At 56.9% G+C, this 25,165-nt stretch carries 24 protein-coding genes and 1 tRNA gene; 12 read left to right on the top strand and 13 right to left on the bottom strand.

From position 1 onward, the window contains the following. Positions 1 to 60 precede the first annotated feature (60 nt). A complete protein-coding gene (locus ACR0M3_RS02125; RefSeq protein WP_480564636.1) occupies positions 61 to 693 on the top strand; it encodes a DNA-3-methyladenine glycosylase family protein in 633 nt (210 codons plus the stop codon). Then, positions 690 to 1,355 (top strand): alpha/beta hydrolase, encoded by a 666-nt coding sequence (locus ACR0M3_RS02120; RefSeq protein WP_267364470.1) that lies wholly within the window; start codon positions 690 to 692, stop codon positions 1,353 to 1,355. Before ACR0M3_RS02125 ends, ACR0M3_RS02120 begins: the two co-directional genes overlap by 4 nt. 43 nt (positions 1,356 to 1,398) lie before the next feature. Here ACR0M3_RS02120 and ACR0M3_RS02115 read toward each other — a convergent pair whose 3' ends face one another. Together ACR0M3_RS02115 and ACR0M3_RS02110 are read right to left on the bottom strand one after the other, a co-directional pair. After that, positions 1,399 to 1,824: a VOC family protein gene (locus ACR0M3_RS02115; protein ID WP_480564639.1), complete on the bottom strand. Its 426-nt coding sequence runs from the start codon at positions 1,822 to 1,824 to the stop codon at positions 1,399 to 1,401. Between the two features lie 32 nt (positions 1,825 to 1,856). Then, entirely contained in the window at positions 1,857 to 2,462 is a 606-nt protein-coding gene (locus tag ACR0M3_RS02110) for an rRNA large subunit pseudouridine synthase E (RefSeq protein WP_480557910.1), read from the bottom strand. 213 nt (positions 2,463 to 2,675) lie between these two features. On the opposite strand from ACR0M3_RS02110, the gene ACR0M3_RS02105 reads away from it, so the two are divergent. After that, positions 2,676 to 3,263 carry an HNH endonuclease gene (locus ACR0M3_RS02105; protein ID WP_209503840.1) on the top strand — a complete coding sequence of 196 codons (588 nt, stop codon included), beginning with the start codon at positions 2,676 to 2,678 and terminating at the stop codon, positions 3,261 to 3,263. Here ACR0M3_RS02105 and ACR0M3_RS02100 read toward each other — a convergent pair. Together ACR0M3_RS02100 and ACR0M3_RS02095 are read right to left on the bottom strand one after the other, a co-directional pair. Further along, positions 3,260 to 3,730 (bottom strand): disulfide bond formation protein B, encoded by a 471-nt coding sequence (locus ACR0M3_RS02100; protein WP_480909492.1) that lies wholly within the window; start codon positions 3,728 to 3,730, stop codon positions 3,260 to 3,262. The two genes, ACR0M3_RS02105 and ACR0M3_RS02100, sit on opposite strands and share 4 nt — an antisense overlap. Beyond that, on the bottom strand, positions 3,727 to 4,305 hold the full coding sequence (locus ACR0M3_RS02095) for a YqaA family protein (protein ID WP_209503842.1): 579 nt from the start codon (positions 4,303 to 4,305) through the stop codon (positions 3,727 to 3,729). Before ACR0M3_RS02095 ends, ACR0M3_RS02100 begins: the two co-directional genes overlap by 4 nt. Positions 4,306 to 4,450: 145 nt before the next feature. Between ACR0M3_RS02095 and ACR0M3_RS02090 the strand changes: the two genes are divergently transcribed. From ACR0M3_RS02090 to ACR0M3_RS02075, 4 genes are all read left to right on the top strand, one after another. Beyond that, positions 4,451 to 4,536, top strand: a tRNA-Leu gene (locus ACR0M3_RS02090). 464 nt (positions 4,537 to 5,000) lie between these two features. Beyond that, positions 5,001 to 5,969, top strand: a complete 969-nt coding sequence (locus ACR0M3_RS02085; RefSeq protein WP_480545554.1) for a TAXI family TRAP transporter solute-binding subunit — start codon at positions 5,001 to 5,003, stop codon at positions 5,967 to 5,969. Positions 5,970 to 6,070: 101 nt separating this feature from the next. Beyond that, complete coding sequence (locus tag ACR0M3_RS02080; protein ID WP_480909489.1) at positions 6,071 to 8,680, top strand: TRAP transporter permease; 2,610 nt, start codon at positions 6,071 to 6,073, stop codon at positions 8,678 to 8,680. Continuing rightward, positions 8,677 to 9,108: a universal stress protein gene (locus ACR0M3_RS02075; RefSeq protein ID WP_480480811.1), complete on the top strand. Its 432-nt coding sequence runs from the start codon at positions 8,677 to 8,679 to the stop codon at positions 9,106 to 9,108. The genes ACR0M3_RS02080 and ACR0M3_RS02075 overlap by 4 nt, the downstream gene beginning before the upstream one ends. A gap of 58 nt (positions 9,109 to 9,166) precedes the next feature. Here the strand turns inward: ACR0M3_RS02075 and ACR0M3_RS02070 are convergent, their stop codons facing one another. From ACR0M3_RS02070 to ACR0M3_RS02060, 3 genes are read right to left on the bottom strand one after another with little or no spacing between them, the layout of a single operon-like run. After that, positions 9,167 to 10,207, bottom strand: a complete 1,041-nt coding sequence (locus ACR0M3_RS02070; protein WP_480909486.1) for a lipocalin-like domain-containing protein — start codon at positions 10,205 to 10,207, stop codon at positions 9,167 to 9,169. Then, a complete protein-coding gene (locus ACR0M3_RS02065) occupies positions 10,197 to 12,611 on the bottom strand; it encodes an FtsX-like permease family protein (RefSeq protein WP_480772736.1) in 2,415 nt (804 codons plus the stop codon). The genes ACR0M3_RS02070 and ACR0M3_RS02065 overlap by 11 nt, the downstream gene beginning before the upstream one ends. After that, on the bottom strand, positions 12,608 to 13,255 hold the full coding sequence (locus ACR0M3_RS02060; protein ID WP_480485561.1) for an ABC transporter ATP-binding protein: 648 nt from the start codon (positions 13,253 to 13,255) through the stop codon (positions 12,608 to 12,610). Before ACR0M3_RS02060 ends, ACR0M3_RS02065 begins: the two co-directional genes overlap by 4 nt. Positions 13,256 to 13,426: 171 nt before the next feature. On the opposite strand from ACR0M3_RS02060, the gene ACR0M3_RS02055 reads away from it, so the two are divergent. Then, the gene (locus tag ACR0M3_RS02055; RefSeq protein WP_267366422.1) at positions 13,427 to 13,861 is read left to right on the top strand and encodes an ion channel; all 435 of its coding nucleotides are present in this window, start codon (positions 13,427 to 13,429) and stop codon (positions 13,859 to 13,861) included. Here the strand turns inward: ACR0M3_RS02055 and cls are convergent. The 3 genes from cls to ACR0M3_RS02040 form a co-directional block, all read right to left on the bottom strand. Further along, a complete protein-coding gene (gene cls, locus ACR0M3_RS02050; protein WP_267366420.1) occupies positions 13,858 to 15,270 on the bottom strand; it encodes a cardiolipin synthase in 1,413 nt (470 codons plus the stop codon). The two genes, ACR0M3_RS02055 and cls, sit on opposite strands and share 4 nt — an antisense overlap. A gap of 24 nt (positions 15,271 to 15,294) precedes the next feature. Further along, positions 15,295 to 16,266 carry an HAD family hydrolase gene (locus tag ACR0M3_RS02045; RefSeq protein WP_480480821.1) on the bottom strand — a complete coding sequence of 324 codons (972 nt, stop codon included), beginning with the start codon at positions 16,264 to 16,266 and terminating at the stop codon, positions 15,295 to 15,297. A gap of 94 nt (positions 16,267 to 16,360) precedes the next feature. Then, positions 16,361 to 17,980 (bottom strand): arylsulfatase, encoded by a 1,620-nt coding sequence (locus ACR0M3_RS02040; protein WP_480772733.1) that lies wholly within the window; start codon positions 17,978 to 17,980, stop codon positions 16,361 to 16,363. A gap of 205 nt (positions 17,981 to 18,185) precedes the next feature. On the opposite strand from ACR0M3_RS02040, the gene ACR0M3_RS02035 reads away from it, so the two are divergent. After that, positions 18,186 to 18,854, top strand: a complete 669-nt coding sequence (locus ACR0M3_RS02035; RefSeq protein WP_480564661.1) for a Crp/Fnr family transcriptional regulator — start codon at positions 18,186 to 18,188, stop codon at positions 18,852 to 18,854. Positions 18,855 to 18,953: 99 nt separating this feature from the next. Here the strand turns inward: ACR0M3_RS02035 and ACR0M3_RS02030 are convergent, their stop codons facing one another. Continuing rightward, positions 18,954 to 20,042: an AI-2E family transporter gene (locus ACR0M3_RS02030; protein ID WP_480505094.1), complete on the bottom strand. Its 1,089-nt coding sequence runs from the start codon at positions 20,040 to 20,042 to the stop codon at positions 18,954 to 18,956. A gap of 171 nt (positions 20,043 to 20,213) precedes the next feature. Here ACR0M3_RS02030 and ACR0M3_RS02025 point away from each other — a divergent pair, with 171 nt between their 5' ends. The 3 genes from ACR0M3_RS02025 (at position 20,214) to ACR0M3_RS02015 (ending at position 23,257) form a co-directional block, all read left to right on the top strand. Then, a complete protein-coding gene (locus tag ACR0M3_RS02025; RefSeq protein WP_480472895.1) occupies positions 20,214 to 21,080 on the top strand; it encodes a YihY/virulence factor BrkB family protein in 867 nt (288 codons plus the stop codon). Further along, a complete protein-coding gene (locus ACR0M3_RS02020; protein WP_480480829.1) occupies positions 21,077 to 22,978 on the top strand; it encodes a multiheme c-type cytochrome in 1,902 nt (633 codons plus the stop codon). Before ACR0M3_RS02025 ends, ACR0M3_RS02020 begins: the two co-directional genes overlap by 4 nt. A gap of 87 nt (positions 22,979 to 23,065) precedes the next feature. Continuing rightward, positions 23,066 to 23,257, top strand: a complete 192-nt coding sequence (locus tag ACR0M3_RS02015; RefSeq protein ID WP_480480831.1) for a hypothetical protein — start codon at positions 23,066 to 23,068, stop codon at positions 23,255 to 23,257. A 2-nt stretch (positions 23,258 to 23,259) separates the two neighbouring features. On the opposite strand, the gene ACR0M3_RS02010 is transcribed toward ACR0M3_RS02015, so the two are convergent. Together ACR0M3_RS02010 and ACR0M3_RS02005 are read right to left on the bottom strand one after the other, a co-directional pair. Next, positions 23,260 to 23,976, bottom strand: a complete 717-nt coding sequence (locus ACR0M3_RS02010) for an RlmE family RNA methyltransferase (protein WP_267365935.1) — start codon at positions 23,974 to 23,976, stop codon at positions 23,260 to 23,262. Then, positions 23,976 to 25,088: a Ppx/GppA phosphatase family protein gene (locus ACR0M3_RS02005; protein WP_267365936.1), complete on the bottom strand. Its 1,113-nt coding sequence runs from the start codon at positions 25,086 to 25,088 to the stop codon at positions 23,976 to 23,978. Before ACR0M3_RS02005 ends, ACR0M3_RS02010 begins: the two co-directional genes overlap by 1 nt. Between the last annotated feature and the right edge of the window lie 77 nt (positions 25,089 to 25,165).

Genomic DNA, 25,165 nt, shown 5'->3' with positions numbered 1-25,165 from the left:
CCGGTTGCATCTGCGGCACATGCGCCTAACGTGCCAGTGACAACCGAGCAAGGAGAACAGATGCCCGTTGGCCGCATCATCGAAACGCCGGATTGTGTGGCGGAAGGGGCCGACTGGCTGGCCCAGAGCTGTCCGCGCATGGCCTATGCAATGGAACAGACTGGCCCATTGCCGTTACGTCGCCGTCCCGACGGGTTCGCGCAACTGCTGAGTGCCATTGTCAGCCAACAAGTCAGCGTGGCTTCGGCCAATGCAATATGGAAACGCCTGCAAGATGCCAAATTGACGGGTCCGCGAAAGATCATGTGGGCAACGGATGACGATCTGCGGGCCGTAGGGTTAAGCCGTCAGAAAATCCGCTATGCAAAGGCTCTGGCAGAAGCGCGTATAGATTACAAAGCGTTACGTGATGCCTCTGATGCAGAAATTGTGGCCACGCTGACGCAAGTGTCAGGCATTGGCGTCTGGACTGCGGAGATATACGCCATGTTCTCGCTTGGTCGCGCTGATGTGATCGCACCTGGTGATCTGGCGCTGCAAGAGGCCGCGCGCATCCTTTATGACCTGCCCAACCGCCCAACGGATAAAGAACTGCGCAAGATGGCCGAGGCCTGGTCGCCCTGGCGCTCGGTTGCGGCGCGGGTGCTGTGGGCCTATTACCGGGTTGCAAAGCAAAGAGAAGGGATCAGATGACACGGGTTTTGAATGCGCTCCGGAAAGAGCCTGTTTCGGGCGACACGCGCTCGGTTGTGGTGTTCGTGCACGGCTATGGCGCAAACGGTGCCGATCTGCTGGGTTTGGCCGACCCGCTGGGTGAACATCTGCCCGACACATTGTTCGTGGCCCCGGACGCGCCCGAGCAGATCCCCGGAATGCCCAATGGTTTTCAGTGGTTTCCGATTCCCTGGATTGACGGGTCGTCCGAAGAAGAGGCGCGCAGGGGCATGGAAATGGCGGTCGAGGATTTCAACGCCTTTCTGGATGCTCTGATGGTGGATGAAGACCTGTTGCCAGAACAGGTTGTCCTGTTTGGTTTCAGCCAGGGCACGATGATGAGCCTGTATGTCGCGCCCCGCCGCGAAGACCCCGTGGCCGGAATTGTCGCTTTCTCAGGCCGTTTGCTAGAGGCGGACCTTCTGGCAGACGAAACCGTCAGCCGGATGCCTGTACTGCTGGTGCATGGCGATGCCGACGACGTCGTCCCGCCGCAATCCTTGCCCGAAGCGGCAGAGGCCCTGCAATCCGCCGGTTTCAAAGAGGTCTATGCCCATGTCATGAAGGGCACCGGGCACGGAATCGCCCCGGACGGGCTGAGTGTGGCTCTGGCCTTCATGCGCGACAAGCTGAGCCTTTAGCCAGTAAGGTCAGTTCAGCGGAACACGGTCGTTTTGTATGGGTTCAAGACCAAAGATGGGCTTCCGCAAATTCGATTGAGTTTCCGGCCGGGTCGCGCACGTACAAGGAACGTGCGCCTCCGGGCCAGTCGAATTCTGCATCTACGGGGACATTCCAGTCCAAAAGGTGCTTGCGCATTACCGCGATTTCATCTCGGGTCAGTACAAGACACACGTGTCCTGCACCACGGGCGCCGTGGGACGGAACAGGCATGTCCGGGTTCAGGGGCGGCTGTTCCGTCTGTTCCGGGTTAAAGATCAACAGGACCGATCCGCCAATTCGGTAAAACACGTGGCGGTCGGCGACACGCTGAATGCGTTCCAGGCCCAGTACTTCGCCGTAAAACTGTTCCGCTGCGTCCAGATCATCGACATAAAGCGACGCTTCCAGAATCGCCGAAGGGGCCGGTATTCCGGGGGTTAGTTTCATGACCCGAGTTTAGCAGATCAGGGCAGGGTATGTCACCGGCGCGGTCGACGGTCGCGTTTTCGTTGCGGTGTGGAGTTCAGGGACGGCATGGGCAGGCTGTCCCACTGGCCCGGTTCCAGGTCGTCCAATGTCCAGTCACCGATGCGGCAGCGGATCAGGCGCAGGGTCGGCAGGCCCACGGCGGCCGTCATTCGACGCACCTGACGGTTTTTGCCCTCGCGTATGGACAGTTCTATCCAACTGTCTGGTACAGTCTCGCGTTCGCGGATTGGCGGGGTGCGGGGCCACAGGTTGTCTGGCTCGTCGATCTGCCGCACCTTCGCCGGACGGGTCAGGCCGTCTTTCAACTCGACGCCGTTTCGCAGCGCTTTCAGGGCGGTTTCGTCCGGAATACCTTCGACCTGAACCCAATAGGTTTTTGCCATCTTGTGCTTGGGGTCCGAGATCTGCGCCTGCAACTTGCCGTGGTCGGTCAATAGCATCAAACCTTCGCTGTCACGGTCCAGTCGACCGGCGGGATAAACCCCGGGCAGATCGATGAAATCGGACAGTGTACTGCGCGGCGTATCCGCATTGTCGCGGTCGGTGAACTGCGGCAGCACATCATAAGGTTTGTTGAAGCGAATGAACCAGGACATGACGTGCGCATACCCTGAAGAGTGCACCCCGCGCAAGCTGTGGATAACTGTCATGTGCCTGTTACGGATTCGCATTACCCAGTTTGCGACATATTGTGGAAAATCAGGGCTTGTCAGAGTATTAACACGATATATAGTTATATTAAGGCCGGGGCGGGTGTTCCCCGCTCTGATGTCAAAAACGGGCAGAGCAGAGCGAGGAGCGATTCTGATATGGACGGAGACTTCAGGACCGAATTTGTCAGGGAGCCAGGTGCATTGAAGCATCATCCGGCATTGGTTTTGAACGCCGATTATCGCCCCCTGTCTTATTACCCGTTGTCCCTGTGGCCCTGGCAGGAGGCGATCAAGGCGGCCTGGCTGGATCGGGTCGACATCGTGGCCGAATACGATGAAGTGGTTCGCAGCCCGAGTACGCAGATCCGAATACCTTCGGTCGTTGTTTTGAAAGACTATGTAAAACCCAGAAAGCGCGTGGCCTTCACGCGCTTTAATTTGTTTCTGAGAGACGAGTTCCGGTGCCAGTATTGTGGCAGTCGCGGTGATCTGACCTTTGATCATGTGGTGCCACGCGCCGCTGGTGGGGTGACCAGTTGGCAGAACGTTGTGGCGGCGTGCAGCCCGTGCAATCTGCGCAAAGGGTCGAAATCACTGCGTCAGGCAGGAATGAGTCTGCGTAAGCCACCCCGCCAGCCTGACGCCGAAGCACTGCGCAATGTTGGTCGGAAGTTTCCCCCCAATCACTTGCACGAAAGCTGGATCGATTTTCTGTATTGGGATGCGGAACTGGACGAATTCTAGGCTCTGCCTGACCGCCACGCCGCGAGCCAGATCAGCACCAGAACAGCCGAGGCAATGGCATTCCATCCAGCCATTGAGATGTTGAACATTTCCCAAGGGATATCGTCGCAGCGAACCAAAGGCGCGGACATAATCTGATCGAACAGGTCGTTATTCGACATCCCACTAATGCTACCGGATGTGCAACTGGTCGGACCTTCCCACCATCCTTGCTCAACACCGGCGTGATAGAACCCGATGCCCGAAGTGACAGCCGCTGCCATCGCGCCACAGAGTGGAAGGATGTTCAGCCTTGGCAAGGCCAGCGCCAAAACGCCAATCGCAATTGCGACCCCATGCGGATAACGCTGCCAGATACACATTTTACACGGGGCAAGGCCGCCCAGATGCTGAAAGCCAAAAGCTGCCAGCAGAAGGGCCAGGGACCCAAGACTTGCCAGTGCGATAAGTTGTGAACGTCTCGTCATAGGTATTTCACCACCAGGAAGCCGCCAAACAACAGGATGATGAACAAGGTGAACATCAGCCCCAGGCGTTTTTCGATAAATTCACGGATCGGCTCGCCAAAGCCCCAAAGCAGGGCCGCAACAAGGAAGAACCTGAGCGCGCGTGCCAGTATCGACGTTGCGATGAATGTTCCAAGCGGCATTCCTGTCCAGCCGGACATGATGGTGATGACCTTGTAGGGGAAAGGCGTCACTCCGGCGGCCAGTACCGCCCAGAACCCGAAATCGTTGAAGCGGGTGTTGAATTCTTCCATCGCATGGGCCTTGCCCATGGATTCAAGAATGGGCTGCCCAAGGCTTTCATAGAAAAACGCGCCAATCGCGTAGCCCAGCATCCCGCCCAGAACCGAAGCCACCAGGGCAACGGTTGCAATCAGCCAGGCGCGCGACGGGCGCGCTAGTATCATTGGAATCATCAGAACGTCGGGGGGGATTGGAAAGAACGAGCTTTCGACAAAAGCCACTACGGCTAGCGCCCACAGCGCATGAGGGTGTTCCGCCAGACGAATTGTCCAGTCATAAAGCGATCGCAACATTTAGCACTCAAATCCCGTTCTCGACCCGGGAAAGCCAAACCACGCACCTGACGGCCCGTCAACCATCACGGCAGTAACAAATGGAATAATGGATGATTTTTGCCTCTGGACCTTCCCTTTGATGGGCGCTAATCCAGTGTCCGTGGCCCAAGTGGCGGAATGGTAGACGCAGGGGATTCAAAATCCCCCGGTAGTGATACCGTGCCGGTTCGAGTCCGGCCTTGGGTACCAAAGTAAAAACAGGGGGTTAGGGAAACCTGCTTCCTGTTTTTTCTTTTCGGGATTTTCGAGTGCTTAGGCACTTAACTCTCAATTCTTCGTTCTGGTCTGGTTCTTTTCCTGCCTCTGGTATCACCCTCATCCCGGATGAGGGTGCCGTATACGATCCGCTGTTGAACAAACCTGAACAAAAATGGGCGCAAAGATAAAGAAGACCGATCAGGCGGGTTTTCCTGTGTGCCAGAGGGGAAAATTCGAAATTTGCGCTCATATATGCGGATTGATGCGAGTCAGGCTGGCGCTGGCCTTGACATTGAAAGTATCTGAATGAACCCTCAAAGGGGTTGGGAGAAACTGGAAAATTCAACAGGTTGCACCTGCTGTAAGGCGGGCCGATTATCGTTATCGGCACAGTTTTATGGGCAGATGATCGATTTGAATTCCAACTGCCAGACAAAAAATGTGGGAGTATTGAAATGAGAAACAGCAGCAAATTGAGCCTCGGCGCGTTTGTAACCGCAGCCATGTTGGCTCCGGCGGCGTATGCCGAAGAGTTCATTACAATCGGTACCGGCGGCGTGACCGGTGTTTACTATCCGACAGGTGGCGCGATCTGCCGTCTGGTAAACAAGGGCCGGAAGGAACACGGTGTCCGCTGCTCGGTCGAATCGACCGGTGGCTCGGTCTACAACATCAACACAATTCGCGAAGGCGAGCTGGAATTCGGTGTTGCCCAGTCCGACTGGCAGTATCACGCGTATAACGGCACCTCGAAATTTGAAGAGGCCGGTCCTTTCGAAAACCTGCGTGCGGTGTTCTCGGTCCACCCCGAGCCCTTTACCGTTGTGGCCCGCGCCGATGCAGGCATCACAAACTTTGAAGACCTGAAAGGCAAGCGCGTGAACATCGGGAACCCCGGTTCCGGTCAGCGCGGCACCATGGAAGTTCTTCTGGGCGAAATGGGCTGGTCAACCGATGATTTCGAACTGGCGACAGAGCTGAAAGCGGCTGAACAATCGGCTGCCCTGTGCGACAACCAGATCGATGCTATGGTTTATACCGTTGGTCACCCGTCGGGTTCGATCCAGGAAGCCACCACAGCCTGTGACTCGGTTCTGGTGAATGTCAGCGGTGAAGCCGTGGACAAGCTGGTCAACGACAATTCGTTCTACCGTACTGCAACCATCCCCGGTGGCATGTACCGTGGTTCTGACGGCGACACCCAGACGTTTGGCGTAGGTGCGACTTTTGTGACTTCGGCAGATGTGTCGGACGACGCGGTATATGCGGTGGTCAGCTCGGTCTTTGAAAACTTTGAAGACTTCAAAAAACTGCACCCGGCGTTTGCCAACCTCAAGCCCGAAGAAATGATCGCGGACGGCCTGTCGGCGCCGCTGCATCCGGGGGCCGAGAAGTATTACAAAGAAAAAGGCTGGATTCAGTAAACCAGACCTGAAGCAGGGCGCTTTTTAGGGCGCCCTGCACAACGCCTGTACCAAGCAGGTGAGTTAGAAGGTCAAAAATGGCCACGACGGGGAGACATTTGATGAATTCCGACACTCAATCCAATCGTCCGCTTTCCGAAGAAGAACTTCAGGATCTGGTCGCATCATCTGACGCGGGCGGGCGTAATCCGGTCGGGAATGTAGGTGTCTTCCTGGCGATTGTAGCCGCGATCTGGTCGATTTTTCAGGTTATCCTGGCGTCGCCGCTCGCAAACTACGTGTTGCCGGGCAGTGTGGTAAACAATGCGCGGCAATTCCATCTTGCCTTCGCTCTGTTTCTGGCCTTTGCAGCTTATCCGGCACTAAAGTCCAGCCCGCGCGGCTATATTCCGGTTCAGGATTGGATCATGGGCTTGGTCGGTGCGTTCGTCGCGCTGTATGGCTATTTTTTCTATGACAAGATCGTAAATGCGGGCGGTTTGGCCGACGATACGGACAAATGGGTCGCGTTGCTTGGCTTGGTGCTACTGTTCGAGGCCGCGCGACGCGCGCTTGGCCCGGCCATGGCAATTATCGCGACGATCTTTTTGGCCTATGTCTTCTTTGGCGCATCTGAATGGGTGCCGGAAGTGATCCGCTGGAAGGGTGCAAGCCTGAAAAAGGCGATGAGCCACATGTGGATCACGTCAGAAGGCGTGTTTGGCATCGCATTGGGCGTTTCCACGAAGTTTGTGTTCCTGTTCGTGCTGTTTGGCGCGTTACTCGATAAAGCCGGGGCAGGGAACTATTTCATCAAGATGGCCTTTGGTGCGCTCGGGCATCTGCGCGGTGGTCCGGCAAAGGCGGCCGTTGTTGGTTCTGCTGCAACCGGCCTGATCTCGGGCTCGTCGATTGCCAACGTTGTGACGACCGGAACATTTACCATTCCGCTGATGAAGCGTGTGGGCTTTAGCAGTGAACAGGCCGGATCGGTCGAAGTGGCCTCATCGGTCAACGGTCAGATCATGCCACCTGTGATGGGCGCGGCTGCCTTCCTGATGGTGGAATATGTGGGCATCTCATATGTCGAGGTGATCACCCACGCCTTCCTCCCTGCGGCGATTTCTTACATCGCGCTGGTCTATATCGTGCATTTGGAAGCTGTGAAGCGAAACATGCCGACTTTGGGCGACCGTGACGTGCATCTGGCGCGAACCGTTGTGGGTATGTTGGCTTTCTTTCTGGTGTTTGCAGGGCTTTGTTACGGCTCGCAATTCCCGGTCGATGCTGTAACAAGCTGGGTACCGTCTGCGGCAGGCCTGGTGCTGAGCTTGATCGTCTGCGCGGTTTATGTCGGATTGCTCTATCTGGCCGCTCAGGTGCCGGACCTTGAGCCGGACGACCCGAATGCAAAAGAGGTCACGCTTCCTGTTATCGCTGATATTTATAAGGCAGGTTTGCATTACCTGCTGCCGATCATCGTTCTGGTTTACTTCCTGATGATCGAACAGAAATCGCCGGGACTGTCGGCGTTCTGGGCGACCGCTTTGCTGTTCGTAATCCTGCTGACGCAGAAACCGCTCAAGGCTCTTTTCCGGGGGCAGAGCAATCTCAAGAACACCTTTGTCGATGGCGTCGCTGACCTGTGGCAGGGGTTGATTGATGGTGCACGGAACATGATCGGTATCGCGCTGGCAACTGCCACTGCGGGCGTGATCGTCGGCACAGTGACTTTGACGGGTGTTGGGCAAGTAATGGCTGACCTGGTCGAGTTCCTTTCAGGCGGCAATCTTATCCTTATGCTGGTTATGGTTGGGCTGCTCAGCCTGATTCTGGGCATGGGTCTGCCGACCACGGCGAATTATATCGTTGTCAGCTCGTTGATGGCCGGGGTCGTCGTTGAACTGGGCGCGCAAAGCGGGCTGATTGTACCGTTGATCGCTGTGCACCTGTTTGTGTTTTACTTCGGGATTATGGCCGATGTTACACCGCCTGTTGGGCTTGCAAGCTTCGCGGCGGCTGCTGTGTCGGGCGGTGATGCGATCAAAACCGGTTTCACGGCGTTCTTCTACAGCCTGCGCACCGTGGCACTGCCTTTTGTGTTCATCTTCAACACTGATCTTCTTTTGATCGACGTTACATGGCTTGAAGGGATCACGGTGGCCGTTTTCGCGACCATAGCGATTCTGGTCTTCACGGCGGGTACGATGGGGTATTTCCTGACCCGCAGCCGTATCTATGAAAGTGTCGCGCTCGTTCTGGTGGCATTTGCCCTGTTCCGACCGGACTATTTCATGGATCGCATCTCGCCTCCGTTCAAATCGGTTGAACCTGCTGCATTTGAAGAGACCATTGGTCAGACACGGCCGGGAACAGATGTACGCCTGGTCGTCGCGGGCCCCGATTTCGATACGCTCGAGATGGTGGATACAACCGTTGTTGTCACTGTGGGCGACGAAGAAGGAGGGGCCGCGCGAGCCGAGGCGATGGGCTTGCTGCTGGTCCCCGAGGACGGACTGATCAAGCTTGACGAGCCGCTGTTCGGCACGCCAGTGGCCGACGATCTGGGCATCTTCGACTACTATGGCGATGAACCCGTACGCCTGGCCTCGGTCAGCTTACCGTCCGACCAGCTGCCCAAGCAGTTGGTTTATATCCCAGCGATGATCCTCTTGGGACTTATCGCGTTCCTGCAACGCGGCCGTGCCGCCAGACAAGGGGTGCCCGCATGACACGTTCTGTTCTGTGTGCCATTGATATCAGCAATGGCGAGATTGATGCTCCGGTCCTGAAGAAAGCCGCAGCTTTGGCGGATCTGGAAGGGGCACAGTTGGATGTTGTGACTGTGTTGCCCGATTTCGGGGAAAGCTGGGTGTCCGGGTTCTTTGAATCCGATTTTCACGACAAGGCGTTGGCTGAGGCGCAGGCCAAACTGACGGCGCTGTGTATTTCGGCATTGGGGGCCGAGCGCAATGAAAGCATCCGCCATGTCGTTGCGACAGGCACAGCCTATCAGGAGATTCTGAAAACCGCCGAAAGCGCCGGTTCCGATCTGATTGTGATCGGCGCGCATAAGCCGGATTTTAAGGACTACCTGCTTGGCCCGAATGCCGCGCGAGTGGTGCGGCATTCCAACGTCTCGGTGTATGTCGTTCGCTGACTGATTTTCCAGCGCGCAAAAGATCGCGTCGCTGGTCGTGAACAAATATCGGGTTGGTTCAGTAGCCTGTCATCTCAAGATAGCCAACGCCTTCATGGCTGCCGGTTACGGTGACAGGGCCTTCCCAGTATTCGAAACTGGTACCCATCCACGCATCAGGTGTCAGGGCGGAGACCTGAATTTCTATGCCCCGGTCCACAAGATCGACTTGCCAGTGTGTCGGGATGTCACGCCCGGCAACCTCGTTGGTACTCAGCGGCAAAAGGCTGATTGAGCCGTTGGGGATGGCCTCAGTACTGCCGTCTGAATTGATCCAGGTGGCCGAAGTGAAGTCGCCTCGGTCCCCGCGCAGGCGAAAAGCCATCAGCTTATCGCCGCCCTCAAAGCTGAGCGAGAACCAATCCCAACCCCTCTGATCTGCCGCCAAGGGTTGTGAGGACCATTCCCGATCCAGCCAGCCCTGACCGGTTACACGGACTTCGCTATCCGGCAAATGCAGCACGCCTTCGACTGTATAGAAGGGCTGCGAGTAATAGTAACTTGCCTGCCCATCAGAAGATTTGACCGAATAGCCCGCGTCGCCGTGAAGAACCAATGGCCCTTGCGCAGTCAGCGAAAGGTCATAGCCGAAGTCTTCACCATTTGCCGTCAGTGACAGGCTGTCCAAATCCGATCCGGCCATGCGCCATTCATCAATCCAGGCCTCAAACGGTTGTACTGTCACACCGGCCTGCCCAATCCCCCCGCGTGACAATCGCTCGGTAAAAAGATGAGCCTTGGGGGTCGTCACGGCAGCATGACCCATCCAAAGTTGCGGGCTTTGCCACCCGTCGCTGTCATAGGGCTTCAGGGCAGATCGGAACAGAGTCCATTGAATGCCATAGTCCAGGCCGTCGTCCCCTTGGAGATTGGCCGTCAGATACCACCATTCGATGCGGTAGGCCGGGTGGGGGCCGTGGTCCCTTGGGAAATCAAACTCATACCCGGCTACTGGCACGTCAAAGCCTTCGGCCGACCCGCCGAGACCTGCGTAGCCCTGCGCCCAAAGCGGTATCGGGTAGAGCCACATAAGAAGGAACAGGAGGATCCTAACGTTCATTGGCGAACACTCTCAGCAGATCGGCGGGTGGCAGGCGCAGCATCCGTAGCGCGGGCAGGGCGGCGGCAAGCAGGGCAGCAAGAAGGGTCAGTAGAAACAGCCACAGCCAATCCCAGGGGAAGACGAACATCGGCAGGCGCCAACCAAAAGCCTGAACGTTGATCACCGTCAGCAGAACCCATGCCAGAACAAGCCCAAGTGGCAACGCCAGACAGGCGGTCAATGCCGCCAGCAATAGGCTGCGCAACAGTTCCAGCCCTGCAAGTTGCGCCCTGTTCAGCCCCAGCGCCCAGACCGGTGCGATCTGTGGCAGGCGCTGGGTCCACAGGGTCAGCAGACTGGTGAGAATGGCAAATCCCGCCACGCCGAGGGTCAGCACATTCAAGGCCGAGGTCACGACAAAAGTCTTCTCAAATATCGACAACGACTGCGCCTTCATTGCAGCTTGCTGTACGACAGACTGACGTGGAAGGTTGAACCGTTCCCTTAAGGTTTGCGCCATTTCGGTTGCGTTTTCGGGGTTTAGACGAATGCCAAAGCGGCGGGCCTCCGTACCCGGAGCGATCCGGTTCAGTTGGTCCATCGAGACGATGGCTTGCCCGGTAGGATTCCCATAATCCGAATAGACCCCGGCGATGGTCAGGATGTGGTCCGGCGATAAGGCCAAAGCACCGCCGGGCCAGAGATCGGCACGCCGGGCCAGTTGCTCGTTGATCAGAACCGCACGCCCGGCCATGACGTCATCCCATGCATTCGGCGTTGAGGTGATCACTGGCCAGTTCTGCCGATAGACCGGATCATCCACGACACCGTAAAGAAACAGAGGCCCCGTTTCGTGCGACAATTCCACATTTCGGATTGGCAGAATGGCTTCGACCTGAGGGCGCAGCCAGTCGGTAATCTCCTGCCCCTGATCGTCGTCGCTGGCTGTCAGGTAGAGTTCTGACGTCAGGCGCTGGTCAAGCCACCCGACGAATGTCAGCCGGAAGCTGGACACCATCGTGCCTACGCCGACATTCGCTGCCAAAGCCAGCAACAGGGCCATCAGGGCAAGTGACAATCCGGGCAGTTGTGCCCGCATATCCGCCCAGATCCATTGGGCAACAGGCCCCCGCGCTGTGCTGGCGCAGAATGAAAGCATTACTGACAAAAGCGCAGGCAGCACCAGCGCTGCACCGGTCAGCAAGCCAGCCAACAGGGCAAACCCGGCGATCAGCCCCCCGAAACTGACATAGGCCAAACCGCCACCCAGGATCATCACCAATCCGAATGCCGCTGCAAGATTGCGCGCGCGGGGGTCGCCCCGCCACGCTTGAACGCCCGGACTTGTCAGCAGGGGCATACGCGACAGGCGCCACAATGCGTGGCCGCTGGCCAGCAATGTGCCAAAGACTGCCATGGCAATCCCAGCCAGAACCCATTCCGGTTGCAGCGTCAGTTGCCCTGTTACCGGTGCGCCGTAAAGGCCACGCAACGTGGCCGCGACATCGGGCAGAAGTGCTCCGGCCAGAAAGAAGCCCAAAAGCAACCCGACGAGCCCACCGATCAAGGCCAGAAATGTCAGCTCGGCAAGGATCAGCCAGACCAGTAATCGCATCGAGGCGCCCAGTGCCCGCAGCGTGCGGATAATGCCCCTGCGTTGCGCAAATGCCAGCCCGACTGTGCCGTTCACGATAAAAAGGCCGACCGCGAAGGACAGCAATCCAAAGGCTGACAGGTTCAGGTGGAAACTGTCGGTCAGTCGAGCAGTGTCGATCTTTTGTGACGGGCTGATGCGTTCCAGCTCTGGCGCGATCGTGGTCAGGGTCTGAAGCCTGCGGGGTTGATCGGGCAGAATAATGAGCCGCGAGACTGAACCGGGCTGATTCAGAAGACGTTCGGCAACGCCAATATCCGTCAGGATCACATCCGGCGGCAGCGCTGAGGTACTGAGAACCGGGGGCAGAGTGCCCTGATCGCGCAACAAGGGCTCCAACTCCGTCGAAACCAGCAGGCGGCCCGGAGCAGTCAATATGTCCGCCGGGCCGGGCGGCGCACCGCTTTGCTGGGCCTCGGTAATTGCGGGCAAGGCGCGATAGGCCACCATATCCACGCCCATCAAACGCAACGTACGTCCAGCGACCCGATAAGGGCCTTCCAGTACGGCGGCCACCTGCCATCCCGCGCGACGCAGATCGACATAGCGGGACATGGGGATGAAACCGGCTGGATCGCGCAACTCGTCAAACTGCCCAAGTGCCAGCTGGGCGTTGGCACGGGAATAGCTGGCGCGGGCCTCGGCGTTGATGGCCTGAACAGCGGACCACAAACCAGTTGCCAAGGCGATACCGATTAGCAGTGTTGCCAGTTGCAACCGGTGCACCCGCCAATGGGACAGCAGGGCCTGGACGACGGCCAATGTCATTGGATGCACCCGCCGCTCAGGCGTAGGTGCGTGTCCAGACGGGCCGCGATCTGCGGGGAATGCGTCACCAGCAGCAAAGCTGCGCCAGTATCAGACACAAGTGACAGCATCAGGTCCAGCACTTTGGCGCTGGCGGTTTCGTCAAGATTGCCCGTCGGCTCGTCCGCCAGCAACAGTTTCGGGCGCGCTGCCATGGCGCGTCCGATGGCCACCCGCTGCTGCTGTCCGCCCGACAAGCTTTCAGGGTAGCGGTCCAGCAGATCCAAAAGCCCAAGCCGTTCGGCCAGTTGCCCGGACCAATTGACATCCTCGGTACCTGCAAGGCGGGCATGAAAGGACAGGTTTTGCCCCACGGTCAGCGATGGGATGAGGTTGAACTGCTGGAACACCAACGAAACCTTACTGCGCCGCAACCCGGCCCGCCCGGCATCGTCCAACGGGGACAGTGGCGTGCCATCCAGCGTGATCTCGCCCCCGTCGAAATCGTCCAGGGCGGCTGCCAGGTTCAACAAGGTGCTTTTTCCGCTGCCGCTTTCACCGGTCAGTGCAAGCGTTTGTCCCTGATCCAGTGTCAGAGACACATCGCGCAGAACGGGCCGCCCGCCGGGATAAGTCTTTTGAACTCGGTCGATGATCAACAGCATGAAGCGCCCTTTTTGCACAGGATGTGCGTCGGACTTCCCAACTGTCCAGTGCAGACCTTACTCCGGTTCCTTTCGCCGCAGGCTACTTCATCTGGCGGCGGGGTTGTGCCTTGTGGTTCTAAAGGTCATTGTGCCCGGGCAATCCATGGTCGAAATTCAGGGTGAGAATACATGACGTTGCTGCATCAGATCGTTTGGGGCAGTACCTTTCTGGGTATTTGCATCCTGATCGAGATTCTCTTTCTGACCTGGTGCACGATATTCATTATCAAGATGGACAAAAAATGGGTCACACGCGGGGTGTTTGTGGCAACGGCGGGGCCGATTTCTGTTGCCCTGGGGTTCATTATCGCGACGCATACCATTCAGGTCTGGATCTGGGCTATCGTCTGGGTATTGCTGAATGTGCTGCCGGACTGGAACTCGGCCATCTATTTCTCTTTGGTGACGTTTACGACGCTCGGATACGGCGACATCGTTTTGGGTGAAGGGCTGCGCATCTTCGGCTCGTTTGCCTCGGTCACCGGGCTGTTGGCGTTTGGATTGTCGACCGCGTATCTGGTCGCACTGATGACACGCGTTTTTCAGGAGAAGTTCTTTTCCTAAAGGATCGGTGCAAACAACCGCGCCAGCGGCGCACCAAAGCGGATGTGGGCCGGTTGTTGACGCAACCTGCGGGTCAGTTCGTAGCTAGATTCGAAATCTTCTTGTAGCATCTGGTCGACGGCCTGCGCAGCCCGGGCATCAAAGAACAGCGCCATTGCTTCGAAGTTGAGGCGGAAGGATCGGTTGTCGAGGTTTGTTGTTCCAACAGCGGCCAGCGTCTCGTCAACAACGAACGCCTTTTGATGCATGAACCCACCGGTATAGCGGAACACGCGTACGCCGCAGTCGCGGATTTCATCGAAATAGGCAAACGCGGCCAGCCAGGGCAGGCGATGGTCGATCATGTCAGGAACAAGGATGCGTACATCCACACCGCGCATCGCGGCATGTTGCAGGGCTGTCATGACATCGATGTCGGGTACGAAGTAAGGCGACGCAATCCACAACCGTTCTTTTGCCTCGGCGATTGCCGCAAAGAACATCATGGCGCCAGTTTCGGTTTCGTCTCCGGGCCCGGTCGCAACCAGCAGGGCATTCATGTTCTGTTCGGATTCACTGCCCGCCCAGTCAAGTTCATCGATCAGGTCTTCGTTATGTGCCCAATGCCAGTCTTCGGTGAAGATAAGCTGCAATTGCCGGACGACATGACCGGACATCATGATGTGAGTGTCGCGCCAGTGGCCGAAATGCGGGTGTTTGCCCAGATATTCCTCGCCTACATTGTGCCCACCGATAAAGCCTGTCTCGCCATCGATAATGACGGTTTTGCGGTGGTTTCGGTAATTCAGCTGAAACCGAAAATTCGGGCCGCGTTGTTGACGAGGGTCGGCGACATCAATCCCGGCTTCACGCATGGTATCCAGATACGCGCGCGGCAAACCATAACTGCCGACTGCATCGGTCATGAAACGGACGTGAACCCCACGTTTCGTCGCCTCGATCAGCTTGGATTGCAGTTTGCGGCCCAGTGCGTCGTCTCTGATGATGTAGAACTGAATGAGGATATAGTTCTTGGCCTTGTCGATGGCGTCGAAAATGGCGTCGAATGTGGCGTGCCCGTCAACCAGCAGCCGGGCACCGTTTCCGCTGGACACAGGAAGATGCGCCAGAAACTCGAATGGGCGCGGATTGATCGACATAGACGAGGGATCGGGCCTTGAGTAATCGGCAAAGGTTTTGATCCCTTCAACAACCCGCTCACTTTTCTGGCGCGCGATGCGATATCCGTGAAAGCGATGGTGTCCCAGAAAAAGATACAACGGCACCGCCAGGAAAGGTGCTGATACCAGAAAGACCACCCACCCAACTGCACCTTGCGGTGTTCGCGCGGTTTGTGCTGCTCGGATCGAAAACACAAATGCAGCCACGTACAACGTGAATACAAAGATAGATACCAGCGCTGTCCACATGGGGTCTTACATCTTTCGGGCCGTTCAGTTTGCCCCAGTGTAGATGCGTGACCAGTCTTGCGCCATATCGACAATGATCCATCCCTTGTCAGAACCCTGATCCAGCCCGTCTGCCAGCTTTCCTATTGGGCTTTCGCGGTCATAGGCCCATTCGCGTTCGGCGTCCGTGTGGTGGATCAGAATTCCCAAACGCGGGCCATCACCCGACGTTGTCCAATCCAGCATAGCGAAATCTCCGTCCGAGTTGCCTGCGGCCAGAATCGGGCGTCTGCCAATCGTGCGTTCGATATTGATCGGCTTGCCTTCCTTGTCATCGATGAAGGCTAGCCCCGGTGCCTTGATGATCGTCGGGTTGCCGTCGATCACCTTATAGGTGCTGTCTGCATAGCTCCCCAATATCTGTTCCGGCGGGATACCATATGCATCCTCGGCAAAGACGCGCATGAAATGAATGCCACCGCCGGATACGATGTAGGTCTTGAAACCTTCGTCACGTAGATAACGCAGCAACTCGACCATCGGCTGATAGGTCATCTGGTCATAACGAAGGCCGGTGTTGGGGTGGCGTTCGGTTTCCAGCCACTGCGCAACAGCTGCCTGAAATTCTTCGACGCTGGTGCCAGAATGCGATGCGTTGACAACTTCGATCAGCGCCTCATGCCCGCCTTCAAGAACGGTCGCTAGATCACCCTTTGCAGCAGCTTCCAGAGCAGGAGTTGTCAGGATCGACGGGTCCCGCTTGGCCAGATCGGCCAGACGATCCATGGCGAAAAGGAACTGAAAATACACCGGCTGTTCGGCCCAAAGCGTTCCGTCATTGTCGAATACGGCGATCCGATCATCAGGCGTCACGTAATGAGCTGAGGCAGGGTCGGTTACCTCGTCAACAAACGAAACGATTTTCGCTTTTGATTCTAAATTGTTCCATGACGGCAAGGGGTCAGCGATGGCGACCGTCGCTCCTAGCACACTGCACAATATCAAAAACAGACGCACGGATTATTCCTCAATTTTCAACTGCCAATGAGAAGCGCCGGGGCCCCGGTATCGGGACTCTGGCTTTGTCGTGTCTTGGATCAAACGGCCAGCATCACGGTGCGCCCGGGGGTGACGTCAACTTCTCCATCACCTTGTCGAGGCTGAAGCTCGCGGCTTCTTGCCGGGGAGGGTACTCCTTGAAGGTTTCAAGGAACTGCGCGACATAGGCTTGCGCAGGTACCAGCATGTAGGCACGGTCGAGCATCCAGTCATAGTAGGTGTTCGATGTGCGATAGCCACGCTCGTATGGGTCGCGTCGCAAGTTGGCGATCAATGGCACACGCAGAGGGGTCAGAGGCTCCATCCAGGCGCGCAAGGTTGCCCATGCCTTTTGTTCAAGGAAGGTGATCTTCCAATCACCGAAGCGCAGTGCCGCAAGGTCACCATCGTCGGTGAAATAGAAGATTTCCCTGCGCGGGCTCTCATTTGTTTCGCCGGTCAGCAACGGCAGGATGTTGTAGCCATCCAGATGCACGCGGTAGTCACGCCCGCCGCCAACTTCGGCCACGGTGACGCCTTCCAGAAGATCTTCTTTCACGGTTTCGTTGCCAGCCGCCGCCAGGAATGTTGGCAACCAATCCATATGGTGCACGATCTCGTTCGACACAGCGCCTTCGGCAATCTTGCCGGGCCACCGAACCATGGCGGGTACGCGCCATGCGCCTTCCCATTGGGTGTTTTTCTCACCCCAGAACGGTGTCATCGCGGCATCTGGCCACGTATTCATGTGCGGACCATTGTCGGTCGAATAAAACACGATGGTTTTATCGGCGATGCCCAGCTCGTCCAGCGCAGTAAGGAAGTCACCGATATGCATGTCGTGTTCGATCATGCCAGCCGTATACTCATCCACCTGCTTGCCCACGATTTCATTGGCTTTTGCCCATTTCTCTTCGGAAACATGCGTGCGGAAATGCATCCGGGTGCCTGACCACCAGACGAACCACGGTGTGCCGCTTTCCTCTTGTTTGCGGATGAATTCAATCGCTGCCGCTGCGGTTTCATCGTCGACTGTTTCCATACGCTTCTTGGTCAGCGGGCCGGTATCCTCGATCTCACCACCTGCTGTCGACTTGATCACGCCACGCGGTCCGAAAGCTTGTCGGAAGGTTCTGCCATCGGGCAGATTAGCATCATTGGGATAGTCAATGTTTTCCGGCTCCTCCTCAGCGTTGAGATGGTAGAGATTGCCAAAAAACTCGTCAAAACCGTGGTTTGTTGGAAGATGTTCATCCCGGTCACCCAGGTGGTTTTTTCCGAACTGACCTGTGGCATAGCCTTCTGCTTTCAGAAGGCCTGCAATGGTCGGGTCTTCGATCTGCATGCCTTCCTCAGCGCCGGGCAGGCCAACTTTGGACAGGCCCGTACGGAAAACGGATTGCCCCATGATGAAAGATGATCGCCCGGCCGTGCACGACTGTTCACCGTAGTAATCCGTGAACATCATGCCTTCTTCGGCAATACGGTCGATATTGGGTGTCTGATACCCCATCAGACCCCGCGTGTAGGCCGAGATGTTGGACTGGCCGACATCGTCGCCCCAGATCACAAGGATATTCGGTTTCTGGTCCTGCGCCCAGGCGGGTATGGCCAGTGTCAATGTGGCGGTTACCACGGCAAGTCGGCGCAAGTTACTGCGCCAGGTGCCGGATAGCGAACATGGAGGTAACATGGTTTGCTCCTGATTTGAGAGGATCTTAGTGACCCTTGGAAAATTAAATCTCCGGCGTTCAAACGCATGAACAACACGGCAGCAATGTGTTGATTCCCATGTCGAAAATATCAGATCCTGGGAATCGAACGTTTTCAGCATAGGTCAGTTCTTGCGTTGGAAACTCATCATATGATTATATCTCAAAGTACAAATGTGAGACAAAATGAATAATCTGAAGCTATTACGAAACACCGGATGGTTCAGTGACCGCTCGTCAGAGTTTCAAGCCGATTTGGCAGCTCTTGGCATACTGAAATTGGTTGAGGCGGGTGAGACACTGTACCACTACGGTGATACGGCAAATGGAATCTACGCGATCCTCAGCGGTGGTGTGCAGATAACGGCCCCTGCGGATGACGGTCAGGAGTTCGTTTTGCACCGCGATGGCGCTGGGTTCTGGATCGGCGATCTTGCGTTGTTTGCAGGTGCTCTGCGTCTGGTCAGTGTTGTCACGACGCAAGCCACTCAAGCCTTGTTTTTCCCTAACCTGAGCATCTCGCGGTTGATTCAGAACAATCCTGACTACATCCGGGATTTCTATGCGTTAACGCATGAGAATATGCGGACCGCATTGCGCATCATGGCAAATCTGGCCGTGACGGGAACGGAAAAGCGGCTGGTCCTGAGGTTGCTTCACTTGGACGAAGGGACCTCAAAAACCGAAGGCTGGATTGATGTTTCGCAAGACGATCTGGCGGCGATGATTGCTGTATCGCAGCCGACTTTGCACAGGAACCTTCACCGGCTTGTGGATTTGGGGTTAATCGAACTGGGGTATGGCCGGGTTCGACTGCTGGATCGGGGCGCATTGATAGCCAGTTGTCAGACCTGAGGTTTCGGGTCGCGACACCGCTATGCGGTCCAATATTCGCGGACAGGCTGGCCGCGGTGTACGGTGCCCGACGAGCTTAAATCAACGCTGCGTCTTGGTTCAGTTTTTCGCACGCGCCTGACCGTCCTCTTCGCCCAATTGGCCGTCCAGAGACATCATGATTGCGACCGGGCGTAAAGCAGGGATGTGGCTGAACACGATCAGGATGCAGACCGTCAGTGGCACGCTCAGGAAAGCACCGATCAGGCCCCAGACAGTTGTCCAAAAGGTCAATGCCAGAATAACTAGGAATGTCGACATGTTCAGCGAACGTCCCAGCATGGCCGGATCAAGGAAGTTACCGATCAGGAATTGAAGGGTGCCGCACCCAAATAAGATAATCAAAAACGGAACGATCGTATCAAACTGAACAAGCGCGATCATGGCTGGGAAAAACACCGCTATGATCGACCCGATCGAGGGTATGAAGTTCAGAGCAAAGGTCAAAACGGCCCAGGTTTCCGCATATTCCAAGCCAAGAACCCTGAATACAAAATAGCTGATGCCCGCTGTGATCAGGCTGATCAGCGTCTTTACCCCAACATATCGTTGCAGGCTGATCGATATGGCATCAAGCATGGTCGCAAAATCTGCGCCGGTTTGGGGGTCACCAGCCGCAAGTTGAATTTTCTTGCGAAAGGCCAGACGCTCGGCCATCAGGAACGCGACATAGAGGCTGATCAGAAAGAACTGGTTTAGCAGGGACGTAGCGCTGCCCAGCAACAGGCGTGCGACATAGGTCATGTCGATGCTGACCAGATTGTCGCGGATGAAAGTGGTGACATCGTTGCCGACAAGACCGGTTATGCGCTCAACCGCCCCGTCGAACTGGTTTTCGTAGGTGCTGACGGACCGAGCAAACTGCGTTGCCTGACTGCCCAGCACGTACATGATCATGAACAATCCCACCAGAACCACGGTCACTCCGGCGATATTGGCCAACCAGACCGGAGCACGGGTCAGCGCGGTAACGCGGTCGCTCAGCGCAATGATCAGAACGTTGACCAGCAGCGCCATGGCAAGAGGGATCAGGAAGTTCGCCCCCGCATAAAGCCCCAACACTATCAGCGTCGCGATAATGCAGGTGTCGCGGACAACAGACAGTTTTAGCCTGGGGCGAGCCGTGAAATCTTCCTGATCCGGGATCATTCAGTATCCTGTTTATCTGTTCTTACGCAGGCTGGTGATCGCCCCGCTTTTTCCAATCCTGCACCTGCAATCCGTTTTTAGCAATGCAGTCAGCCGTTTGCAGATCGGCATTTGTCACTTTGATACCGATGACGGGTTCTGTGTTTTATTTCGGCAGGTTAGGGTTGCAGGATGACAAAGCCCACGATTCCCCCGTTTGGCCGCCCGCTTCAGGCACTGTGGCTGGCACTTCGCCGGTTCGTCAGGAAAAACGGACCTGTCATGAGCAGCCACGTCGCCATGTCGCTGATGATGGCCCTGTTTCCCTTTGTGTTGTTCACCGTGGCGCTGGCCGGGGCATTGTCGCAGGACTATGTCACTGATGAGTTGATTGATCTGCTGTTCGGGGCATGGCCCAAGGATGTTGCGGACCCTATCGTGGCCGAATTGCGTGCCGTTCTGGCCGGGGCAGGGTCGGGTGTGATTACGCTGGGTGGCTTACTTGCGATCTACTTTGCCTCCAACGGGGTTGCCGCAGTTCGCGCTGCGATGAATCAGGCCTATCACGATCAGGACAGTTGGCCTTTTTGGAAGACCCGGCTTTTGTGTCTGGTTCTGGTTATCCTTGGCGGTTCGGCAATCCTTGTTATTGCAACGGTCGAGGTGGTCTTGCCGGTCTACACGAAACTGGTGGCAGAGCATACCGAAGCTCCGGTAGCGGACTGGCTGTCCGTAGATCGCCTGCGGTGGACGTTTACCGTGGCCGTTCCGGCAGGCACCGTCCTGCTGGCTCATCTAATCCTGCCAACCCGCAGGCACAGCCTGACCCAGATCCTGCCCGGCGTCATACTGACATTGGTTTTGTGGGCAGCTGGCGGATGGGCATTTTCAGTCTATATCAGCCAGTTCGCCACCTACAGTGCCACATATGCGGGTTTGGCCGGGGCAATGGCTGCGCTGATCTTCCTGTATCTGTGTTCTGCGATGCTGATCCTTGGCGCTGAATACAACGGCGCATTAATCGACCTTCGGAACGCCGCTGAAGGAGATATGGCATGAGATTTGCCATTCTGGCGGCTTGCTTAACCCTCGCAAGTGAAGGGCAGGCGCAGTCACTGGAATATGTCGGGTCGGATCAATGTTCGGACTGCCATCAACGCGAGGCCGAGGCATGGGCTTCGTCTCATCATGCCTTGGCCTGGACGGAAGTTGGCGACGGCCATCTGGTCGCCGATTTCGATGGAACCCGGTTCGTGCAGAACGGGATGACGGTTGAATTTACTAAACAGGCAGACAGGTTCACAGCTCGTGTAACTGAAAAAGACGGTGCGACGACGGCATATGATGTGCATTCCGTCGTTGGGATTACGCCTCTGCAACAATTTCTGTTTGAAACCGAACCGGGGCGGTTGCAAAGTTTTGATGTGGTCTGGGATACCGAGCAGAAGCGCTGGTATCACTTATACCCCGATCAGGATCTGCCGCCAGAAGACGGGCTGCACTGGACGGGCCCTTACAAGAACTGGAACGCGCGCTGCGCCGAATGTCACGCCACAGGGTTTGAAAAGAACTACGACGCGCAATCCAGAACATACTCTTCGCGACAGGCTGAGATTGGAGTTGGCTGCGAAGCTTGCCATGGACCGGGGTCGGCACATATCGATTGGACCAAAGGGCAGGGCGTTGCCGGGGGTCTGAGTGATAGAGGCTTTTCGATGAGCTGGGGCAAGGGCCAGACCGAGGCCGAGATCCAGCAATGCGCCGGATGTCATTCGCGGCGCGAGGCGCACGGCAACGGAAATCCTTTGCCGGGAACCCCGTATCATGATGCCTATAACCTGGCTGTGTTGCGGCCCGGTTCGTATCATCCGGACGGGCAAATACTTGATGAGGTCTACGTTTACGGCTCATTCCTGCAATCCAAAATGTATGCCCGAGGGGTCGGGTGTATGAACTGCCACGAGCCACACAGCGCGCAGTTGAAGGCCGAAGGCAACGGTATTTGCACGCAATGTCATTCCACGGCCGCAAACCCTGAATTCCCGACGCTAGCGAAACAGGAATACGATACCCCCAGTCACCATCATCACGTTATGGATAGCGCGGGTGCCCAGTGCAAAAGCTGCCACATGATCGAACGCACTTATATGGGAGTGGACGGTCGCCGGGATCACAGCTTTCGCGTGCCGCGACCGGATTTGGGATTAGGGGCTGATGCCTGCACTGATTGCCACCAGAATAAGGATCAGGTCTGGGCTGCCAGCCGGATCAAAGGGTGGTTTCCTGACACAGCCAATCGGGGCGCACATTTTGGTACGGTATTCAAAGCTGCTGCCGATGGTCAGTTGAATACGCCAGAGGGTTTGATTTCTGTCGCAACGGATCCCTCGCAACCCGCTATCGTGCGCGCAACAGCGGCGTATTTGCTGCAACCTTTTGGCTCGCCCGAAGTTGCCGCGCGCACAGCGCCACTGTTGCAGGAAGACGATCCGCTGATACGCGCAAATGCAGCAGCCTTGCAGCGTCAGGCGAGCCCTACGGATCGTGCGCAAAGGTTAGAGCCACTTTTGTCTGATCCTTTTCGCAACGTTCGCATTGCCGCCGCCAAGGAGTATCTGAGTATCCCTCCTCAAGCTCTGACGCCTCAGCAACAGGGTCTGGCCGGGCAGGGTATGGCCGAGTGGCAGGCGGCGATCTCGAACAGGCTGGATGCCCCTGAAACGCATCTGGTTCTGGGGGGCATGGCGTTGACGCTGCGCAACGCCCCGGCTGCAGAACGCGCCTTTCGCGAGGTTGTCGCGCTGGACCCTCAACGCGCCGAAGCGTGGCCCATGGTGGTACAGCTGGCTCAGATCAACAGCGGCCCGGAAGCCGCACGTATCGCCTTACGCGAAGCCTTGATCAGGTTGCCCGATGACCCGGCCTTGCTGCAATTGTTGCAACAACTGGGCCCCTGATCCGGCACAGGCTTGCCCGATTTGTTCCATCTTCACGGCAAGATTTTACGCTAACAGCATTTCAGAACTGTTGTTTTGAGGTGATGCATGTCCACTGAGTCAACAAGACAGAAAGCAACCGGGCCGAACCCTGCTACGCTGGCGCAGCGCATTGAAGAGCTGCGCAATCGCGAGCCTGTATATGTTTCGCACGGGGATACTCTGATGTTGCAGGGTATGGCGGCCACGTCGTTGCGTGAACAACGTCTGACCGGAAACCGTATCCGTTTGGAAGATTAAGTTCAGCCGCGAAACCCGGTTGCTATAACGAATTTCTCGGAGCTGTCCGAACGGGATGCGGGCGGTTTCACATGCGCCACTTTCTGAAATTTCTGCTTCAGAAGTTTTTGCAAATCGCCCTCGGCGCCGCCAGCAAGAACCTTGGCTACAAATGTGCCACCTTCTTCCAGCACGTCAAAGGCGAAATGGGCCGCAGTTTCACACAGCGCGATGATCCGCAGATGGTCGGTCTGCTTGTGACCCGAGGACGCTGCGGCCATGTCCGACATTACAACATCCGCCTTGCCACCCAGCCAGTCCTTGACCTTCTGGTCGGCGTCATCCTCCATGAAGTCCAGCACATGGGTATCGGCACCCGCAACCGGTTCCACTTCCTGCAAGTCGATTCCCAGCACCGTTCCGATCCGTTTCCCCGATTTTTCACCAAGCGCGTTTACCCGTTTGACTGCAACCTGGCACCAGCCACCGGGTGCGCATCCCAGATCAACAACCCGTGCTCCGGGTACGAGAAAGCGGAACTTGTCGTCAAGTTCCATGATCTTATACGCGGCCCGCCCACGGTATCCTTCGGTCTGGGCGCGCTTGACATAGGGGTCGTTCAACTGCCGTTCGAGCCAACGGGTCGAACTCAGCTTGCGACCCCGTGCGGTCTTTACTTTTACCTTCAGGTCACGCTGCCCGCGCCCCGAGTTGTTTTTGCCAGTTGGTGTCTTCGCCATCAGAACGGTCCGTCTTCCAGTACCCCGTCCGCGCTCATCTGTGCATAAAGCAGGCCCTCGCGCAGCCCCCGATCTGCCACGGAAAGGCGATCAGTGGGCCAACAGCGCAACAATGCCTGCAAAATGGCCGAGCCGGACATGATCAGGGCCTGCCGGTCTTCCCCAATCCGAGGATCCCGGCGGCGCCCATGAGGGCCGAGTTCTAAATACCCGCGTATGACTTTGTCAATCTGATCGCTGGTCATGCGCAGCCCGTCAACTTTGGTCCGGTCATACCGCTTGAGGCCCAGATGCGATGCCGCAACCGTTGTGACAGTTCCGCTGGTGCCGACGATCTGAAAACCTTCACGGGTCTGTTCGTCTTTGTAAGGTGCGAAATCGGCCAGGTTTTCTTCGAAAAACCAGCTCATCAACGCAAACCGCGCGGCGTCGTTTTCGACATCATTGAACTGATCCCGCAACGTGGCAACGCCCAGTGGCACGCTGATCCAGTCCACAACTTTTGCAGCCGGAAAAGGGCTGTCGACCGTGTGAAATCCGTTATGCAAACGCATGATCGCAGCCGGGCGGTCACGGCGAGGGACGGACGAAATGTCGATCCAGACCAGCTCGGTCGAACCGCCGCCAATATCGACAACCAACAGCTGTTCGGTCTTGGTGGACACCAGCGGGGCGCAGGAGATCACCGCCAAACGGGCTTCTTCTTCGGGTTGAATGATTTCAAGCGTCAGCCCGGTTTCGCGTTTGACCTGCCGGATGAATTCGCGGGAATTCTTGGCGCGGCGGCAGGCCTCGGTTGCGATCAGACGCATCCGTTTTACTTTGTTCCGCTTCAGCTTTTGTTGACAGATTCGCAGCGCCTGAACGGTGCGTGCCATCGACGCCCGCGACAGACGTCCGGTGCGTTCCAGACCCGCGCCCAGCTGCACGGACTTGGAGAAGCTGTCAACCACATGAAACCCGCTGCCCTTAGGCTGGGCTATCAACATGCGGCAACTATTTGTTCCCAAATCCAGAGCCGCATACAGGGCATCCGGATCGGGTCTTGCCGGCGCGGGGCTTTCGACCGCTTGCGGGAACGCGCCCGCACCTTTGGGACGCTTGGGCGCCATCGTAACGCCCTCCGATTTTCGAGTTGATTTGACCCTAGGCGGCGCATCGCCGACGTGCAAGCGATTTCCACTTCGAA

This window comes from Ruegeria sp. O5, from assembly GCF_056535105.1.
This window is presented reverse-complemented; position numbering and strand designations above follow the sequence as displayed.

What these genes read in the sequence shown, in the direction of transcription:
- ACR0M3_RS02100 (WP_480909492.1), bottom strand. Translation starts at nt 3,730, where the DNA reads ATGACGAGACGTTCACAACTTATCGCACTGGCAAGTCTTGGGTCCCTG.
- ACR0M3_RS02015 (WP_480480831.1), top strand. Translation starts at nt 23,066, where the DNA reads ATGTCCACTGAGTCAACAAGACAGAAAGCAACCGGGCCGAACCCTGCT.
- ACR0M3_RS02115 (WP_480564639.1), bottom strand. Translation starts at nt 1,824, where the DNA reads ATGAAACTAACCCCCGGAATACCGGCCCCTTCGGCGATTCTGGAAGCG.
- ACR0M3_RS02085 (WP_480545554.1), top strand. Translation starts at nt 5,001, where the DNA reads ATGAGAAACAGCAGCAAATTGAGCCTCGGCGCGTTTGTAACCGCAGCC.
- ACR0M3_RS02120 (WP_267364470.1), top strand. Translation starts at nt 690, where the DNA reads ATGACACGGGTTTTGAATGCGCTCCGGAAAGAGCCTGTTTCGGGCGAC.
- ACR0M3_RS02040 (WP_480772733.1), bottom strand. Translation starts at nt 17,980, where the DNA reads ATGTTACCTCCATGTTCGCTATCCGGCACCTGGCGCAGTAACTTGCGC.
- ACR0M3_RS02025 (WP_480472895.1), top strand. Translation starts at nt 20,214, where the DNA reads ATGACAAAGCCCACGATTCCCCCGTTTGGCCGCCCGCTTCAGGCACTG.
- ACR0M3_RS02080 (WP_480909489.1), top strand. Translation starts at nt 6,071, where the DNA reads ATGAATTCCGACACTCAATCCAATCGTCCGCTTTCCGAAGAAGAACTT.
- ACR0M3_RS02020 (WP_480480829.1), top strand. Translation starts at nt 21,077, where the DNA reads ATGAGATTTGCCATTCTGGCGGCTTGCTTAACCCTCGCAAGTGAAGGG.
- ACR0M3_RS02125 (WP_480564636.1), top strand. Translation starts at nt 61, where the DNA reads ATGCCCGTTGGCCGCATCATCGAAACGCCGGATTGTGTGGCGGAAGGG.
- ACR0M3_RS02035 (WP_480564661.1), top strand. Translation starts at nt 18,186, where the DNA reads ATGAATAATCTGAAGCTATTACGAAACACCGGATGGTTCAGTGACCGC.
- ACR0M3_RS02030 (WP_480505094.1), bottom strand. Translation starts at nt 20,042, where the DNA reads ATGATCCCGGATCAGGAAGATTTCACGGCTCGCCCCAGGCTAAAACTG.
- ACR0M3_RS02065 (WP_480772736.1), bottom strand. Translation starts at nt 12,611, where the DNA reads ATGACATTGGCCGTCGTCCAGGCCCTGCTGTCCCATTGGCGGGTGCAC.
- ACR0M3_RS02070 (WP_480909486.1), bottom strand. Translation starts at nt 10,207, where the DNA reads ATGAACGTTAGGATCCTCCTGTTCCTTCTTATGTGGCTCTACCCGATA.
- ACR0M3_RS02005 (WP_267365936.1), bottom strand. Translation starts at nt 25,088, where the DNA reads ATGGCGCCCAAGCGTCCCAAAGGTGCGGGCGCGTTCCCGCAAGCGGTC.
- cls (WP_267366420.1), bottom strand. Translation starts at nt 15,270, where the DNA reads ATGTGGACAGCGCTGGTATCTATCTTTGTATTCACGTTGTACGTGGCT.
- ACR0M3_RS02010 (WP_267365935.1), bottom strand. Translation starts at nt 23,976, where the DNA reads ATGGCGAAGACACCAACTGGCAAAAACAACTCGGGGCGCGGGCAGCGT.
- ACR0M3_RS02095 (WP_209503842.1), bottom strand. Translation starts at nt 4,305, where the DNA reads ATGTTGCGATCGCTTTATGACTGGACAATTCGTCTGGCGGAACACCCT.
- ACR0M3_RS02055 (WP_267366422.1), top strand. Translation starts at nt 13,427, where the DNA reads ATGACGTTGCTGCATCAGATCGTTTGGGGCAGTACCTTTCTGGGTATT.
- ACR0M3_RS02105 (WP_209503840.1), top strand. Translation starts at nt 2,676, where the DNA reads ATGGACGGAGACTTCAGGACCGAATTTGTCAGGGAGCCAGGTGCATTG.
- ACR0M3_RS02110 (WP_480557910.1), bottom strand. Translation starts at nt 2,462, where the DNA reads ATGTCCTGGTTCATTCGCTTCAACAAACCTTATGATGTGCTGCCGCAG.
- ACR0M3_RS02060 (WP_480485561.1), bottom strand. Translation starts at nt 13,255, where the DNA reads ATGCTGTTGATCATCGACCGAGTTCAAAAGACTTATCCCGGCGGGCGG.
- ACR0M3_RS02075 (WP_480480811.1), top strand. Translation starts at nt 8,677, where the DNA reads ATGACACGTTCTGTTCTGTGTGCCATTGATATCAGCAATGGCGAGATT.